Genomic DNA, 17,012 nt, shown 5'->3' with positions numbered 1-17,012 from the left:
GCCGCCGAGGAGGAGAGATTCATGGCTCAGGAGCAATGGTCTGCCGTCGATCGCTACATCACCGATCTGCTCGTTCCCGCCGACGCCGCGCTGGATGGGGCGCTCGAGGCGAGCGCCGCGGCCGACCTCCCCGCGATCAACGTCGCGCCGAACCAGGGCAAGCTGTTGCATCTGCTCGCGCGGATCCAGGGCGCGCGCGCGATCCTCGAGATCGGCACGCTCGGGGGTTACAGCACGATCTGGCTCGCGCGGGCGCTGCCTGCGGGCGGGCGCCTGATCACGCTGGAATCGAACCCGAAGCACGCCGAGGTCGCCCGCGCCAACCTCGAGCGCGCCGGCCTGGCCGACGTTGTCGAGCTGCGCCTGGGGCGAGCGCTGGACACGCTGCCCGCGCTCGCCGCCGAGGGCCGCGGCCCGTTCGACTTCATCTTCATCGACGCCGACAAGCCCAGCAATCCCGACTACTTCGCGTGGGCGCTCAAGCTCTCCCGCCGCGGCAGCGTGATCGTGATCGACAACGTCGTGCGCAAGGGCGCCGTGGTCGACCCCGAGAGCGCCGATCCCAACGTCCAGGGCGCGCGTCGCCTGACCGAGCTGCTCGCCGTCGAGCCGCGCGTGAGCGCGACGGCGATCCAGACCGTCGGCAGCAAGGGGTACGACGGCTTCGCCATCGCGCTCGTCACCGCCGACCCGTAGCGGCCGTGGCCGGGTGCCAGCCAGCCGCCCGCGGCGGCGACCCCCGGCGCCCGCTTTGCCGGAGCACAAAAAACAGAGCGCCCATTCGACGGCGGGGGGGGGAAGCCGTCACGGGCGCTCTGCCATCCCTTCTTAGCAGGACGTGGGCCAGGGGCTTTCTCCAGTCACTTCGCGGAGTTACCCGTCAGGATTGCCCTGAGGATTTCGTTCCTGAGATCGCTGCGTTGCAGACCTGACGGCCGATCAGCTCCTGAATGCCCCGAGCGGGGCAGCGCGCGCCGGCGCCGGCGTCAGGACGGGGATGGGGCGCGCTCGGCGCTGGTCGCATAGGCGATGCCCGACTGGAGCGTCCCGCGCATCACGATGTTGCCCCACGGGACATCCAGCTTCACGAGGGTCCTGGCCACCTCGGGGCGAAGGCCGGTGAGGACGACGCGCGCACCGAGGAGCGCGACCGCCTTCGCCGCATCGACGAGGACCGACGCGACATGCGAGTCGATGAGGCTCACCCCCGTGACATCGAGGATCGCGACGCTCGCCTGGGTCCGGCTGAGGCCGTCCAGCAGCGTGGACAGCACCTGGTCCGCGCGCTGCGCGTCGACGATCCCGACGAGCGGCATCACCACGACCTTGTCGGTGATCGGGATCAGCGGCGTCGACAGATCCCGGAGCCGCCTGGACTGCTCCTCGATCACGAGCTCGGCCTCCCGCCGCGCGGTGATGTCGATCTCCATCCCGACCATGCGCAGCGGCCTTCCGCTCGCGTCCCGGGCGACGATCCTCCCACGATCGATGTTCCACCGGTACTTCCCGCTCTTCATCCTGAGCCGGGTCTCGCAGTGGTAGCTCGGGGTTCTCCCCTCGAGATAGCCGTTCACGGCCTCCATGACGCGCGACACGTCGTCCGGGTGGAGCAGCTTCGCCCATCCGCCGACGTTCGGCTCGAGCTCGCCCGGAGCGTACCCGAGCGACTCGCACCACCGGTCGCTGTAATAGACCACATCGGTCGCGATGTCCCACTCCCAGTATCCCTCGGGCAGCATCTCGAGGACGTATTTCAAACGCGCGTCGGCCTGGCGGCGAGCGGCCGCGAGCTCCTCGCGGTCGGTCACATCGTGATGGGTGATCAGCGCTCCGGTGCCGCCCTCGGCCGCGAGCGCGCTCGCGACGAGCTCGAAATGGCGCGGTGGCGCCGCGCGCTCGCAGGCGTACTCCAGCGTGAACGACTGCGACCGTCCGGCCAGGACGTCGCGCACCCCTCGCGCGAGCACCTCGACGAGCTCCGCGCTACGGGCCTCGGCGCAGCACGCCAGGTAATCGCGCGCGACGGCGAAGCGGCCGCCCGCGAGCGCTTGCTCGACGTCGAGCCGGGACCACGCCGTGTTCACTGCCCGGACGTGCCCCTCGTGGTCCAGCATGGCAGCCGGTTCCCTGAGCGAGCTCAGGAGTGCTTCCGATGAGACGACGGACATGGGGCTCCTCTCGTGTTGTGTCGCGCCCTGCCGGGCGACTCCTCCACGGCTCGTATATCAAGGTTTGCATAGCCTCTGGGCAACGATCCGTTGGCCTTCAACGCGGTATATGGATGAGCCTGTATGGCCGTCTGGCCGCGCGCCGTCCTGGCTCGAATCTGGGAACGTGGGGAACTCCGGCGTTCTGGTCGGGGCGCCCCCTGAGGATCGCCGTTCTCCACGTGAGAGGATTCGAGGCGCGGTCGCGCCGAGGAACAGGGCGCCGGGACGCGCGCCGCGCTCAGCCGGGGGTGGCGATCTCGTCGTAACCGCGGCCGTTGAACTGAAGAAGGCAGATGCCATGGCCGAAGGGATCGGCCAGGCGGAGCATGCGTCCCCACGCGGCCACCTCGATGTCGGCCTCGGGGACCGCGCCGGCCTCCTGTGCGCGGCGCGCGGCGGCCTCGAGATCGTCGACGACGAAGTCGAGGTGGACCGGCGTCCAGTGGCGCCGGTAGTCGCGCGGCGACGCGCCGCCGGCGGGCGCGCTGCCAGCCGGCTTCACCAGGAGGTAAATCGGCGCCGCCGCGCCGAGGAGCTCGACGAACGCGTCGCCGAAGCGTCGCCCGACGCGGAGGCCGAACGCGCGTGTATAGAACGCGAGAGCAGGGTCGAGCGCCGGAACATCGATGTTGACGAGCAGGTCGGACATGCGCCCAGCCTAGCGGCCGAGCGCGTCACCACACAACGCGCGCGCCGCGCGGACGCGCGGACGCGACGCGACGGCGTGAACCGAAGGGAGTTTGCGCTCAGACCACCATCTCGCTCCGGGCCGCGCCGTCCCCGCGCCGCGCCAGGAGCAGCTTCGCCGCCGGCCGCACCACCTCGGCGACCGCGCGCGCGGCCGCCTCGGCGCGCGCCGCGGCCCCGAACCGCCCGTGCGACGCGAGCGCTGCGCCCTCCGCGCGGTCGTCCTCCCCCCCGTCCGCGATCTCCCACGCATCCGCGCGCTCGAGCCCGGCGAACACCGCCTCCACCGCCGCGCGCACGCCCTCGCCGCCCGCGCCGATCGCCCACGCCACCGTGCGCCACGCGAGCTCCGCGTGCCGCGCCTCGTCCGCGGCGATGATCGAGAGCGCGCTCCGGACCGCCGGGTCCTCCGCGGCGCCGAGCTCCTCGGCCGCGATCACCGCCGCGAGCGTCTCGCCGATGCAGCCCTCCCTCGCGGCGCGCGCCGCGATCGACGCGAGGTCCGCCTCGACCTCCACCCGCCCCTCGAACGGAAACGCCCCGGGGGCGATCGCCTCGCCCGCGTAGGCGCTCGCGAGCGCGAAGCAGAGGCGCGCGTGGCGGGCCTCGTCGAGCGCAGCGCGGTGCGCCTCCTCGACGAGGCCGGCCGGCGCGCCCGCGGCGAGCAGCTCGAGGGCAAAGCGGCCGAACGAGGCCACGGACGCGTGCTCGAAGAGCGCGTCGCGCGTCCACGCCGCGGCCAGCGCCTCCCGCAGATCGGCGGACAGGTGATCGATGCGCGGGGAGATGGCCTCGGCCGCGCCCCACCCGGCGTCGCGGCGGGCGCGCACGGAGGGCGCCGTCCGCGCCAGCTCGTCGACGAGGTACGGGCGCCCCTCGCACATCGGGATGACGTAGGCCTCATAGCAGCACTCGCCGTCCTTGAAGGTGCCGTCGCTCTTGACGGAGTGGGACGCGAAGTACGTTTGATTGAGGATCTCCTGCCCTTCCGACCGCGATGGGCACGCGAGCGGCTCGCCACCTGCGCCGCCGCCTGCGCCGCCTGCGTCGTCCTGCGGCCACGCGAAGCAGGCCACCTTGGAGACGGGCTCCGGATTGTCGGGACAGCTGCTCATGCTGAGACAGCCGGCGGAGGCGCCCGCGGCGGGCAGCGCGAGCAGGGCGAAGAGGCGATGGGCGAGCGTCAGGCGAAAGGCATGTGCGGTGTTCATCGGGGACCTCGTCGGCAAGGGAATCGCCGTGGGCGCCCCCCATGCACGACGAATGCCTCTCTCGCAGCCAGGCCGAACGCGCGCCCCGCGCGCGGGCAGGGCATGATCGGGCGGTCATGGCTGGCGCAAGCGCCCTGGCGCAGGCGCCCTGAAGACAGGCGCCCACGTGACGAGCAACGCGATGGCCGGCAGGGGCGCGGTCGGATTGCGTTCCATGGCTCGCTCCGGCGTGCGCCGGAGCTGACCAGGCCCTCGCCGTCACTCACGCACGCGCGGCGCGGCTCCTCGCGCGGATGCAGTCGAGCAGCGCGTCCCGCAGGCCGTTGCGCGTGGGCAGGCGCGAGAGATCCACCCCGAGCGCGACGATCGTCCGCGCCACCTCCGGCCGGATGCCCGACAGCACCCCCTGCGCGCCGAGCATGCGCACCGCGTCGAGCATCTTCATCAGGTGACTCGCGACCTCGGTGTCGATGATGTCGACCCCGGTCAGGTCGACGATCACATGGCTGCTGCCGCTCGTCACCACCGCGTCGAGCAGCGCCTCCGTCATCTGGTTGGCCCGCTCCCGGTCCACGAAGCCCACGATCGGCAGGATGAGCACCCCGTCCCACACCTCGATGATCGGCGTGGAGAGGTTGCGGATCGCCTCTGCCTGCGCCTCGATGAGGTGCAGCTTCTCGGCGAGCGATTGCTCCGCGCGCACACGCTCGGTGACGTCGGTGACGTAGCCCTCGAGCGCGAGCAGCGCGCCGTCCTCCGCGCGGACACCGCACCCCTGCTCGTACACCCACCGCTCCTCGCCCTCGGCCGTCGTGATCCGATAACGCAGCGTGAACGGCTGGCGCACCCCGAGCGCGGCCTGCACCTCGTCCCATACCCGCGCCTGGTCCTCGGGGTGGATCAGGTGCCCATACATCACCCGGTGATCGACATACTGCTCTGGCGAGTACCCGGTGAGCTGCTGGCACCCGGCGGTGATGAACTCCAGCGGCCAGTCCGGCTCGTTGCGGCACCGGTACACCATCCCGACCAGGTTGCTGAACACCGACGAGAGGAAGCGCTCGCGCTCGCGCGCCGCGCGCTCGGCCTCGTGGAGCTGGTTCACGTCGTGCAGGATCACGTGGACGACGCGCTCGCCCGCGGGCGCCGCGGCGCTCCAGTCCATCCAGCGCGCGCCGGCGCCCGGCGGCTGGAGGCGCGCGCGCCACGAGCGCGCCTGCTCCCCGCGCCCGAGGTCCACCAGGCACGACTCGACCTGCCGGCGATCCTCGAGGTGCACCAGCTCGGCGATGTGGACGTCCCGCACCCGCTCGCGGTCGACGCCCGCCGCGCGCGCCAGCGCGGGATTCGCCGTGGCGATCGACCCGTCAGGGCGCAGCAGCGCCTGCGGCGCGGGATGGAGCGAGAAGCAACGTTCGGCAAAGCCCGGGGAGAACACCGACAAGGCCTATATCACGGCGCGACAACCGTGAGCCACCTGTCAGCGGCGCGCCGAGCGTATCGCGCGCACATCTCGGGAGCTGTCTTGTCCACAGCCGCGCCGCTGTCACCGAACGGCTGTCCAGGTCTGTCCTCTGGAGTCGGCGCCAGGCTCAGCAGGCATGATCGGCCAGAGGGCATATCGACATCGCGGGCTTCATGATCGAGGCGCACCTCTCGACGATCCCCGAGGCTTCCTCCCCCGCGCCGCCTGCCCTACTGCTTCTTCGACGCGGTCTTCCTCCGCCTCCTCGCGGCCCGGCCGGCGCGCATCGAGCCGGTGCTCACGGCGCTCTACACCCGGCCCCCCGTCGAGCCGCCGCGCGCCAAATCTCTATTGCAATACGGTCAGTTACGGCCAGCGCACCTCAGGGCAGGACGCGGGTCGCCCGGGCCGCCGCGAGCTCCGCGCCGCCGGCCCACGGCGCCTGCCGGTCGCCCAGCGAGGCGCGCACCCGCGCCACGTCGTCCTTCGTGATCGCGGGCGCGCTGTTCCCCCAGCTCGATCGCACGTAGGTGAGCACCAGCGCGATCTCCTCGTCCGAGAGCGTCACGCCGAGGTTGGGCATCACGTCGTTGTAGACCACGCCGTTCACCTCCATCGGGCCGGTCGCGCCGAGCAACAGGAGCCGGATCGGGGTCTCCGCGTCGTCGAGCAGCCATGACGTGCCGACGAGGGGCGGATAGCGGCCGGGCTTGCCCTCCCCCCTCGCCTGGTGGCAGCTGGTGCACGAGCGATAGTAGATCTTGCCGCCCTGGGCGAGGTCATCGGCCGTGACGCCGGAGCCCAGGCTGCCGCCCGGCGGCAGCGCGCGGCCCTCCAGCTTGCGCAGGACCATCCACGGCAACGCGAGCACGCCGAAGGCCACGATCAGCAAGATCACCACGACGTGCGCCGTGCTCTGCTCTCCCCCTCGGGCGTCGTCGCGCTTGCTCGCTGTACCCACGCGGCACTCCTCCGCCGCAGATGAAGCGCACGCGATCCCCGCCGTCAAGGACCCATCCGTCGGCCGCCGCCGGCCCGGGCGCTGCGCCCCGGAAAGCTGGTCCCGCCGGCGCCCAGGCGGTGTCCCCTTGCCGCTGCTCGCCGCGCTACGCCGTGGCAGCCGCCGGGACGCCGGCGCTCTCGGTCCTCGTCGCAGCGACGCGCGGCGCCTTCTTGCGGGTGACGCTGCGTCGGCCGTCGATGCCGACCGGCACGTCGCCGTCGACCGTCACCCGGCGCACCACGCGGAGCTGATCGCCATAATCGTTGATCGCGTAGTGCTGGGTGGCGCGGTTGTCCCAGACCGCCACGTCGCCCACGGCCCAGCGCCATCGGACGGTGTTCTCGAGGCGCGTGACGTGCTCCTGGAGCACCTGGAAGAGGTGCGCGGAGTCGAACGACGACACGCCGAGGAGGTTCTTGACGAAGTGGCCGAGCACCAGCGACCGCTCCCCGGTCTCGGGGTGGACGCGCACGACGGGGTGCTCGGTCTCGTAGACCGTCGACGTGAACACCTCCTGATACCGCCGCACGTCGTCCGCCGACGACTGCGGCTTCCGCGCCTGGTAGTCGTACTGATTGCTGTGGACCGCCCACAGCTTGTCCGCGAGCTCGCGCAGCGCGGGCGGCAGGTCCTGGTACGCCGCGACCGTGTTGGCCCAGACCGTATCGCCGCCGTGGGCGGGGATCACGAGCGCCCGCAGGATCGAGGCCTTCGGGTACGCGTCGACGAACGTGACGTCGGTGTGCCATGAGTTCGCGCGGCCGCCGTACCGCGAGTCGAGCTCGTGGATGTAGTCGGTGCCCTGGACGACCGGCACCGTCGGGTGCGCGACGGGCTTGCCGTCGAACAGCGCGGTGAGCCTCTGCTGACCGGCATCGTCGAGGTGGTGCTGGTTCCTGAAGAAGATCACCTTGTAACGCAGCCACGCCTTCCGGATCTCGCTCACCGTCGCGGGGTCGAGATCGGCCGAGAGGCGCACGCCGCGCACCTCCGCGCCGATCCGGCCGGCGATCGGCACGATCTCGAGGACATTGCTGCTCTGGTTCACTGTGGCGCTCATGCGGAGTTCTCCTGATTGCGGGGTCGGCCGGTCCGCACCGCGACATCACGCCGCGGCGCGGAGCTCGACGGGCCGGTGGACTGCTCAGTGCGACGCGGGTTTGTGGGCGATGGCGAAGAGGCGCTTTCCCTCGAGTCGGATGCCCTCGGGCGTCCGGAACGCCTCGAGCTCGCGCTGGATGTCCTCGATGGCCTGGGTGCGCAGCGACTCCGGCAGGTGACCGAGGAAATTGCCGAACGAGCTCGCCTGCGAGAAGGCGATCGCCGCGCGTCCGTCAGGTTGGTAGTGGACGTTCTCCTGGGCCTCGATCTTCTGCACGGCGAAGCCGGCGCCGCCGAGGAGGCTCGAGAGCTCATCGGCCGTGACCCAGTGGGGCGTGCCGGCCTTGGACTCCGGATAGCGCGCGTAGGGCTCCCGCGACAGCACCTGCCGCTTGATGGCCTGCAGCCGGTTCGGGTGGTCCTTCGCGCCCGTGGTGAGCCCGACCCGCCCACCCGGCTTGAGCAGGCGATGGATCTGCCGCAGCGGCTCGGTCTTCTCGGGGAGCCAGTGGAAGACGGCGTTGAGGTACACGACGTCGAAGCTGCCCGAGGGGAGCTCGTCGAGCGCGTAGGCGTTGCCGACCCGGAACGAGAGGTTCGCCTTGGCCTTGCGCTGGGCGATCTCGATCCGCAGCGGCAGCGGGTCGATGCCGAGCACCTGGCCCGTGGGCCCGACGATACCCGCCACGTGCTCTGCGAGCAGCCCGGTGCCGCTCCCGATGTCGAGCACGCGCTCGCCGGCGCGCACGCCGAGCTCGGCGATCAGCCGCTGGCCGTGGCGGAACTGCCGCTCGGCGCTGCGTACCTCGTAGTCCTGTGCGAGCTGCGGCGTATCGAAGACGAGACTGAGTCCACTCATGCGACGGCTCCGGAGAGAAGAGGGTTGCCGGGCGCTCTCGGCGGCGGGACGTCCTCGCCCGCGCCCGTCGACGCCCACGTCGACCCCCTCACGTCGCACGCGCCGTGCCAGCGTTTTCCACGGGTTCCTGCCGGGCGTCGCCCGCCGGGTGCTGCGTCACGAGCACGCCGCCAGCACCTCGTGTTGCGCAGGCCGCACCTCGCCCGCCCGCAGGGCTACGCCCTCAAAACAAAGCTCCATCTCCGCTGTATTCACGCTCGCGGTGAGCCGATCCGAGGGCGAACCGCTACTGCCTGACGAGTGCTCCGCTGGCTCCTGCTTTCGCTCATCCCTCCCGGCCAGTCCGCCGCCAGGGAGCGGCGCGTCACGGCTCGTCGGGGGCAGATCGGCGATGGCGCGCCCGCCGGAACACAGCACGTCCCTCGACATGATTCCCTGACTTTCTCACCGGAGCACTGGTCAGCTCGAACGGCGCCGACACGTCGTACACACCAGCAGGGCCCTCCCGGGGGGAGGGCAGCATGACAATTTGTACTCATAAAAGAATTCTTGTTGTTCGATGATGGGACTTCAGCGCGCCCTGAGCGGGCGAAGAGCGGCATCGATGTACACATCCTTGAACCATGAGCAGGCGAGGCCTCTCAGAGGCCTCAGGTCAGCTGTCCCGATCGCGTTGATCGTGGCCAGCGGTTGCACTGGAAACGTGGGCAACGGGGGCAACGCGGGCGGCGTGGGCGAGCCTGACGCCGAGACCCCCACCACGGTCGACCCGAGCGCCTGCGAGGATGGCGCGATTCACCCCGGCCGGGCGCCGCTGCGGCGGCTGACACGGTTCGAGTACAACAAGACGGTTCGCGACCTCTTCGGCGACACGACCGAGCCAGCCTTCTCGCTGCCGAGCGAGGATGTCGGAAACGGCTTTGGCAACGACGCCGACGCCCTGTCGGTCTCGAGCCTGCTGGCCGAGCAGCTCGGCACCGTCGCGGAGGGCGTCGCCCGGCGCGCGACAGCCACGAAGGAGGCGCTCGCGAAGCTCGCCCCGTGCGCGAGCAGCGTGACGAGGGAGAGCGAGGAAGCGTGCGCGCGCACGATCATCGAGCGGATCGCGCCGCTCGCCTACCGAAGGCCGCTCGCCGCCGGCGAGGCGGACGAGCTCCTCGCGCTCTACGCCGTCGGGCGGACGGATGCGACGTTCGACGTGGGCATCGCCACGGTGATCGAGGGGCTGCTTCAATCGCCCGATTTCCTCTACCGCATCGAATGGGGCACACCCGACCCGGAACGCCCCGAGCTCCGCCGGCCCACGGGCGACGAGATGGCGACGCGGCTCTCGTACCTGCTCTGGGGCACGATGCCCGACGACGAGCTGCGCAGGGCGGCGCAGGCAGGCGAGCTCTCGACGAAGGAGGGCGTGCGGGCGCACGCCGAGCGCATGATCGAGGACCCTCGGTTCCGGACCACGGTCCGGTTCTTCTTCGACAACCTGCTCCCCATCAGCAACCTCGCGGACCTCGAGAGAAGCGCGGAGGCGTTCCCGACCTTCTCGCGGACGCTCGGCTCGTTCATGCGCGAAGAGACGCAGCGGTTCCTCGAGCACGAGATCTTCGAGGGGACCGGCACCTGGCCGGCCATCTTGACGGCCCCGTACTCGTTCATGAACGGTCCTCTCGCGAAGTTCTACGGCGTCGAGGGCGTGACGGGCGACGAGTTCCAGCAGGTGCAGCTCGACACCACCCAGCGCCTCGGGCTCCTCACCCAGGCGGGCGTGATGGCCGGGACGACGCACTCGAACACGACCAACCCCGTGATCCGCGGCTCGTTCGTGATCCAGAAGCTGATGTGCCAGAAGATCCCGCTCCCCACCGGCGACATCCTGGAGCGGGTGAAGCCGCCGGATCCGTACACCGGCGCGACGGCGCGGGACCGCTTCAGCCAGCACAGCCAGGATCCTGTCTGCGCGGGGTGCCACCAGTTCCTGGATCCGGCCGGGTTTCCGTTCGAGAACTACGACGCTGTCGGGCAGTTCCGCACGACGGAGAACGACGTGCAGATCGACGCGAGCGGCGGGGTCCCGGGCACGGACGTCACGGTGAGCGGGCCGATCGAGCTGGTGCGGGAGCTCGCCGAGAACGAGGACGTGCTGAGCTGCTTCGCCTCGCGCTGGGCCGAGTACGGCTATGGTCTCACGCTGCGCTCCGAGGACGTTTGCACCAAGACGGACGTCACGGCCGCCTTCAAGGCGTCCGGGTACAACGTGAAGCAGCTCCTGATCGAGCTCACGCAGACGGACGCTTTCCACTACATGGCTGCCCGAGAGGAGTGATGGTGATGTCGAACTTTCGCTTGAGCCGACGTGCCGTGCTGCGCGGTGCTGGCGCCATCGCCATCGCGCTCCCCTGGCTGGAGATCATGGGCCCCGAGCGCACGGCGCGCGCGGCCCCGGCTCCCGCCAAGCGCTTCCTCTCGGTCTACACGCCGGGCGGGACCGTCATCAACCGCTGGCGGCCGACAGGCAGCGAGACGAGCTTCACCCTGGGCCCCATCCTGTCGCCGCTCGCGCCGGTGCAGGACCGGTTGCTCGTCGTCGACGGCCTCGACCTGAAGAGCGCGCGCGGTGAGCAGCACCAGAGCGGGATCATCGCCTGGCTCACGGGCACGGCTCAGGAGGGCTCCTCGAACGGCGGTTACGGCAACGGACCCTCCATCGATCAGGTGATCGCCTCCCGGATCTCCGCCGGTCAGAAGGCGAAGGCGAGCATCGAGATCGCGGTGCGCTGGGCGACGGGCAAGTCCCACGGCCTGGTGTCGCCGATGAACGCCGCGAATTTCGAGACCACCGCGCCGTTCAAGCCGATCCCGCCGCGCCTCGATCCGGTGGAGATCTTCACCGAGCTCTTCGGCACGCTGGATCCCACCGCCGGCAACGATGCCGCCCGTCGCCTCGCGCGAAAGCGATCGATCCTCGACTTCCTCGACGGGCGCTACTCCGCCCTGTCCTCGCGGCTCGGCGCCGCCGACAAGCAGAAGATCGACCAGCACCTGACGAAGATCCGTGAGATCGAGATGAGCCTCAACAACGTGCCGGTCGAGACGAGCGCGTGCAAGGCGCCGGAGCGGGTCGACACGTCCGACTACAATCCGCGCACGGGGCTCAACTCCTCGGACAACGGCTCGATCAAGGACACCTCGACCGACGCGGCGATCCCCAAGGTCGGCAAGCTCATGATGGATATGCTGGTGATGTCGCTCGCCTGCGACATCACCGCGGTCGGCACGCTGCAGTGGAGCGACACCGAGGCGAAGCACACCTTCCCCTGGCTCAACCTGACCGAGCACCACCATTACTACCAGCACGACGGCGGCTTCAAGCCGGACGAGTGCGAGCGCATCTGCAACTGGTACTCGAAGCAGCACCTCTATCTCCTGCAGGAGATGGAGAAGGTCGACATGGGCGGCCACTCGCTGCTCGACGAGAGCGTCGTCTTCTTCGGCTCCGAGCTCTCGGATCCGCCGAGCCACAACAAGACGAACATGCCGTTCCTGCTGGCCGGCGGCGGCGGCGGCCTGCGCACCGGGCGCTGGCTCCGGTACCCGAACCTCCCGCACAACAACCTGCTCGTCTCGATCTTGAACCTGTTCGGCGACACCCGCGACACGTTCGGCGACCCGCGGTACTGCACCGGGCCGCTCACCAACCTGACGTAGCCACCCCCCGGGGGGGACACACCGGCTGCTTCGATGTGGACGAGACGACGTCCAGCAGCTTCAGCCTTTACACCGGCGCCCTCGCCGGAGTGGTATCCTATGAGAGTATCTCTTCTTACGATCCCTGTGATGATGGTAGCTCTTGCCTGTGGCTCCGATGCCGACCCGCCTCCGGCAGACCAGGGCACCTCCAGCTCCACGGGCGCTGGCGGTCCGGGCGGGGGAGCCGATGCGTCCACCAGCACGAGCGCCTCCAGCAGCGCGAGCTCCGGCGGGTCCGGCGGCAGCGGCGGGGAAGGCGGCAGCGGCGGGGAAGGCGGCAGCGGCGGGGAAGGCGGCAGCGGCGGCAGCGGCGAAGACCCGCTCGCCGCGGCCGCCAGCATCGACGGCTTCCGCTGGGAGATGCCGTGCGATCGCGATCCGGGCGGCAGCGACGAGTGTTCGACGTCCGCGCACGTCGACGAGACAAGGACGTTCGGCGGCTCGCCCGACACGATCTATCAGGTGACGGTCCGGCTACGCGGCGTCGTCGAGCCGATGAGGTACCGGGGCGGCACGCCCGACGGCATGCACTTTCGCGTGGGCGGCACGCCCGACGACGCGACGTACAACGTCTACAGCTTCACTGTCTCCGATCCGCCGGAGGTCTATTACCTCAACGACAGCCCCAACGTGGGTCACGACACGTTCCTCATCGACCACACGAAGACCATTCCCATCCGGGGTGGAGCCACCGTGTCTTTCCTGGGCGACGGTCAGAACGGCATAGAGATCGCCAACTTCAAGCATCTGGTCGTGGACGGCATCGCCCCGGCGCCCGAGCCTTATGTCGGTCAGCTCATCCAGCTCGACGTGCAGTCCGTCGAGGTGGCGCAGCCCTGACCGCCACGACGGCCAGGTCAACCCAGTCGACGGGTTCATCCCCAGGGGCGCCGGCCCCATCGTGATCGCGCCGCAGGGATCGCTGGCTGGAACCGGACGACAGCAAGGCTCGGCTGTCGTCCGGTGACGACGTGCTCGGAGGGCCGCGGCGGCCCGGGGTGTCTCAGCGGACGTGGATGTCCGGCTTCGGCACCGGGGCCATCCCCTCCCCGATGTGGAAGCTCGGGTGGGGCGGCTGGTTGTAGGCGCCGTTCTGCCACGAGATGGCGACGCGGTACTGCGGATCGTGCATCAGGGTGTGGATCCGGTTCTTCGCGAGCTGGCTCGTCGTGAAGATGCGGATCGCGTTGCCGCAGCGGAAGATCACCTCCTCGCGCCAGTCGCCCAGGATATCGGCGCTGAGGGTCGGGTTGCTCTTCGTGCCGTTGTTCGCGGCGCACCCGTCGGCCGTGAAGTTGCCGCCTTCGCCGTCGGCCTGGCGGATGCCGTTGCCGTCGAGGAGCTCGCGGCTCAGGTCCGCGTCCCACCAGATGAGGAAGTTGCTCGACGCGGGGCGGTTCCCGACGCTCTTGCCGTCCGAGCCGCTCAGCAGCTGGCTGTTGTTCACCCACGCCTCGCTCCCGGGGTTGCGCGGATCGACGTCCGCCGCCACGCCCCGGCCAGGCCCCTCCTCGCCGCCGTTGCCGGGCCCGCGCCAGATGACCTCGCACGTGCGCGCGTCGCGCATGGCGTACGCGGGCGACTCCCCGCCCTCGTACGGCATGAACACCTCGAGGCCGGGGCGCGACGGGATGTGATCCGTGACGTGCAGCGCGTCGCCGTGAGCGTAGTAGTCCACGGTGCAGAGGCCCGTGCCGTCGTGGTCGAAGGTGGCGCCGCCGTTGATGATCTCCTGCTGCGGGTCGTCGTCCACGTTCGCGACGCTGATGGAGTGGGCGCCCTTGCCGGCGAACTTCCCGTTGTCGCGGCTCGAGCTCGAGTCGAACGTCCAGAGGTTCGAGAGCGCGCCGTCGCGGTAGTTCCAGGCCGAGAGCGTGGTGCGCGCGTAGTAGCCGCGCCCGAACACCGCGCTCGGACGCCCAGTGTCGTCGAGGAACGCGATCGTGCCGACGAACCTGTCGACGCGGTTGCCGTAACACTCGTTGTTGCCCCAGCTGCACGGGTCGTCGCGCCCTACCTTGAACTCCGTCGTGGCGAGCTCGGCGCCGGTCTCTCCGGAGAACACGGTGAGGTACTCCGGGCCGGTCAGGATGTAGCCGTCGCCGTTGCGGTAGTCCCTGGCGTCGTCGTCGCCGGCCGCGGGCCCCTTGCTCAGGAGCTCGCCCTTGCCGTCGCGCGTCCCCGGGGCGGTCTTGACGGCCACCTCCGCCTTCCCGTCGCCGTCGAGATCGTAGACGAGGAACGGCGAGTAATGCGCCCCCGCCCGGATGTTCACGCCGAGGTCGATGCGCCAGAGCCTCTCGCCGTCGAGCGTGTACGCGTCCAGGTAGGTCTTGCCGGTGCGGCCAGCCTTCGAGTTGTCCTGGAGGTTCGACGGATCCCACTTGACGACGATCTCGTACCGGCCGTCGCCGTCCAGGTCCCCCACGCTGCCGTCGCCGCTCGAGTACGTGTAGCCGTCCCCGGCGGGCGGCGGCGTCGTCTGGATGGACAGGGATCCATCCTTCCACACGGACGCGGCCTCCGACTCGCCCTGCTCGACGCCGCCGACGACCGGCCGCACCGTGTAGACCGAGCTCGGAGAGCCGCCGCGGTCCACGAAGTTGGTGGAGTCCGTGATCGGCGCGTCATTGACCTTGGTGCCGTCCCGGTAGACGTTGAATGCGATGTCGTCGGGATCGTAGCCGAACAGGCGGAAGCCCACGTAGATGCCGCCGTCGGTGGGAACGGCCACGACGCCGCGGTCGAGGTCCTCCATCTGCGCGAACCCCGTCGGCGCGGGCACGCCCCCGCCGCCGCCCGCGCCGGGGCCCGCGCCCGCGCCGCCGCTGCCCGACGCAGCGCCGCCGCCCGACGCCGTGCCTGTCGCGCCGCCTCCGGACGACGCCGTGCCTGTCGCGCCGCCTCCGGACGACGTGCCGGTCGCGTCGCCTCCGGACGATGTGCCGGTGCCGTCGCCGCCGACGCCGCCGGCGCCGGTATCGCTCGACCCGCATGCCACGAGCCCGGCAGCGAGCGAGAAACAGATCGAGAGAACAGGGCGCCTCATGAATTACCTCGCGTTGCCGCTCCGCCTCCGGTCGGCGGTTCGCCGCCAGGCCGTGAGCGGCATGATGTTCTGGTTGCTGGCCTAGGTTGTGACATCGGCGCAGACTCAATCACCTCGACCGCTCATGTCGTGCGTTTTCTCGATGGGCTGGAAATTTGAACACCCCTCGCGAGAACGCGGCTGTGCTCCGAGCAACACAGCGAGGCCAGCTGGCATGCCAGCTCAGTTTTATGGTGAAGCGGATGAGTCTGGGGTACGCAAGAGGGCCGACATGCAGCAGTCGCGCACACCGCACCGCGCCATCACCAGGACGCTCAGCGCAGCGGCGATCGCGGGCGGACGCGCGGCGCCCCGATGCCTGGCCGCTGTCGCGTCGCTCGGGCTCGCGGCCTGCGCGAAGGGGCCGCTCGACGCCGTCGAGCTGGCGGCGCCGACGCTGGCCGAGGGCCTCGTCGCGTACTGGACGTTCGACGAGGGCGAAGGGACGGTCGTGAACGACCGGTCCGGCAACCGGCACGACGGCGAGCTCACCGGCGGCACGTGGGTGGAGGACGGCCGGTTCGGGCGTGCGCTGCACCTCGACGAGGGCGAGTTCATGACGGTGGGCGAGTTCCCGAACGCCACGCCGAGCTGGACCGTCTCGGCGTGGGTCCGCGTGCTGACCGACGAGCCGCCCGCCGGCGACACCCTGCGGACCGTGATCAGCGCGGAGGACACCGGCGGATGGGAGCTCGACGTCGACTACGAGGGCGAGGCGCCGGGCATCCGCTTCGGGTTCTGGAAGGGCCCCGAGCTCAGCGATTACCACCACATGCAGTGTCCCTGCCTGGAGCTCCAGCGGTGGACGCACGCCGCCGGGGTCGTCGACGGCGACGCGCTGACCGTGAGCTTCTACATCGACGGGCGCCTCCACGACACCGCGCCCATCGACAGGACGATCTCGCCCGGCGCGACGAGCCTCTACGTCGGCCGACGGCCAGAGGACGGTCGGCTCCTCGTCGGGGACGTCGACGACATCGCGATCTACAGCCGCGCGCTCGGCGCGGCGGAGGTCGCCGAGCTCTCCCAGCACGCCGTCCCGGCGGAGGTCGCGGCGGACGTCTCGACGGACACCCCCTACAACCTGGTCGGCGTCCAGAGCGGGCGCTGCGTGGACGTCGACGCCGCCGTGGCCGCGGCCGACGATGTCGTCGTGCAACTCTGGGATTGCAACGGCGGCACCAACCAGCAGTTCCGCTTCGAGGCGGCGGACGGCGGGTATTACCGGATCCGCAACGTCAGCAGCGACAAGTGCCTCGACGTCCGCAGCGGGTCGACCGCCGACGGCGCCGTCATCGTCCAGTTCACCTGCCATGGCAACCGCAACCAGCAATGGTCCGTCACCGATCTCGGCGGCGGCGCCGTCCGCATCACGTCGCGCCTCAGCGGCAAGGTCATCGACGCTTACGGCTCGCCGCCCGGCAACGGGACCGCCCTCTTCCAGAGGGCTTCCAACGGCGCCACCAGCCAGCAGTTCAGGCTGAACCCGGTCGGAGCCGACACAGGCGCGGGCACCACCGGCGGCCCGGAGCCGTGACGCCGGGCGCCTCTCCGCAGGCGTGGGACCTGCTCGGCCACATCGACGACCTGTCCACGCGGCGGCGGCCGGCGCGGGCGACGACGCCCCGGGAAGCTCCACCG

At 70.5% G+C, this 17,012-nt stretch carries 13 protein-coding genes; 5 read left to right on the top strand and 8 right to left on the bottom strand.

Annotation, left to right across the window (positions count from 1 at the left end):
* Positions 1–21: 21 nt before the first annotated feature.
* The gene (locus tag WME96_RS15355; RefSeq protein WP_437290853.1) at positions 22–696 is read left to right on the top strand and encodes an O-methyltransferase; all 675 of its coding nucleotides are present in this window, start codon (positions 22–24) and stop codon (positions 694–696) included.
* A gap of 290 nt (positions 697–986) precedes the next feature.
* On the opposite strand, the gene WME96_RS15350 is transcribed toward WME96_RS15355, so the two are convergent.
* From WME96_RS15350 to WME96_RS15320, 7 genes are all read right to left on the bottom strand, one after another.
* Positions 987–2,168, bottom strand: a complete 1,182-nt coding sequence (locus tag WME96_RS15350; protein WP_437290852.1) for a PAS domain-containing protein — start codon at positions 2,166–2,168, stop codon at positions 987–989.
* 280 nt (positions 2,169–2,448) lie between these two features.
* The gene (locus WME96_RS15345; RefSeq protein WP_437290851.1) at positions 2,449–2,859 is read right to left on the bottom strand and encodes a VOC family protein; all 411 of its coding nucleotides are present in this window, start codon (positions 2,857–2,859) and stop codon (positions 2,449–2,451) included.
* A 97-nt stretch (positions 2,860–2,956) separates the two neighbouring features.
* Entirely contained in the window at positions 2,957–4,108 is a 1,152-nt protein-coding gene (locus tag WME96_RS15340) for a ferritin-like domain-containing protein (protein WP_437290850.1), read from the bottom strand.
* Positions 4,109–4,370: 262 nt separating this feature from the next.
* A complete protein-coding gene (locus WME96_RS15335; RefSeq protein WP_437290849.1) occupies positions 4,371–5,546 on the bottom strand; it encodes a PAS domain-containing protein in 1,176 nt (391 codons plus the stop codon).
* Between the two features lie 409 nt (positions 5,547–5,955).
* Positions 5,956–6,534 (bottom strand): c-type cytochrome, encoded by a 579-nt coding sequence (locus WME96_RS15330; protein ID WP_437290848.1) that lies wholly within the window; start codon positions 6,532–6,534, stop codon positions 5,956–5,958.
* Between the two features lie 145 nt (positions 6,535–6,679).
* Positions 6,680–7,636: a TauD/TfdA dioxygenase family protein gene (locus tag WME96_RS15325; RefSeq protein ID WP_437290847.1), complete on the bottom strand. Its 957-nt coding sequence runs from the start codon at positions 7,634–7,636 to the stop codon at positions 6,680–6,682.
* Between the two features lie 84 nt (positions 7,637–7,720).
* Positions 7,721–8,536 (bottom strand): class I SAM-dependent methyltransferase, encoded by an 816-nt coding sequence (locus tag WME96_RS15320; protein WP_437290846.1) that lies wholly within the window; start codon positions 8,534–8,536, stop codon positions 7,721–7,723.
* A 703-nt stretch (positions 8,537–9,239) separates the two neighbouring features.
* On the opposite strand from WME96_RS15320, the gene WME96_RS15315 reads away from it, so the two are divergent.
* The 3 genes from WME96_RS15315 to WME96_RS15305 all read left to right on the top strand — a co-directional run bounded on the left by WME96_RS15315 (position 9,240) and on the right by WME96_RS15305 (position 13,123).
* Complete coding sequence (locus WME96_RS15315) at positions 9,240–10,859, top strand: DUF1592 domain-containing protein (RefSeq protein WP_437290845.1); 1,620 nt, start codon at positions 9,240–9,242, stop codon at positions 10,857–10,859.
* Positions 10,859–12,241, top strand: coding sequence for a DUF1552 domain-containing protein (locus WME96_RS15310; RefSeq protein WP_437290844.1), 1,383 nt, complete (start codon positions 10,859–10,861; stop codon positions 12,239–12,241). Before WME96_RS15315 ends, WME96_RS15310 begins: the two co-directional genes overlap by 1 nt.
* 129 nt (positions 12,242–12,370) lie before the next feature.
* The gene (locus WME96_RS15305) at positions 12,371–13,123 is read left to right on the top strand and encodes a hypothetical protein (RefSeq protein WP_437290843.1); all 753 of its coding nucleotides are present in this window, start codon (positions 12,371–12,373) and stop codon (positions 13,121–13,123) included.
* Positions 13,124–13,286: 163 nt separating this feature from the next.
* Here WME96_RS15305 and WME96_RS15300 read toward each other — a convergent pair whose 3' ends face one another.
* Positions 13,287–15,332: a rhamnogalacturonan lyase gene (locus WME96_RS15300; RefSeq protein WP_437290842.1), complete on the bottom strand. Its 2,046-nt coding sequence runs from the start codon at positions 15,330–15,332 to the stop codon at positions 13,287–13,289.
* A 271-nt stretch (positions 15,333–15,603) separates the two neighbouring features.
* On the opposite strand from WME96_RS15300, the gene WME96_RS15295 reads away from it, so the two are divergent.
* Complete coding sequence (locus WME96_RS15295) at positions 15,604–16,908, top strand: RICIN domain-containing protein (RefSeq protein ID WP_437290841.1); 1,305 nt, start codon at positions 15,604–15,606, stop codon at positions 16,906–16,908.
* Positions 16,909–17,012: the final 104 nt, after the last annotated feature.

Origin of the sequence: Sorangium sp. So ce406 (assembly GCF_051474675.1) — a bacterium.
In the GTDB taxonomy this organism is placed as follows: Bacteria; Myxococcota_A; Polyangia; order Polyangiales; family Polyangiaceae; genus Sorangium; species Sorangium cellulosum_G.
This window is presented reverse-complemented; position numbering and strand designations above follow the sequence as displayed.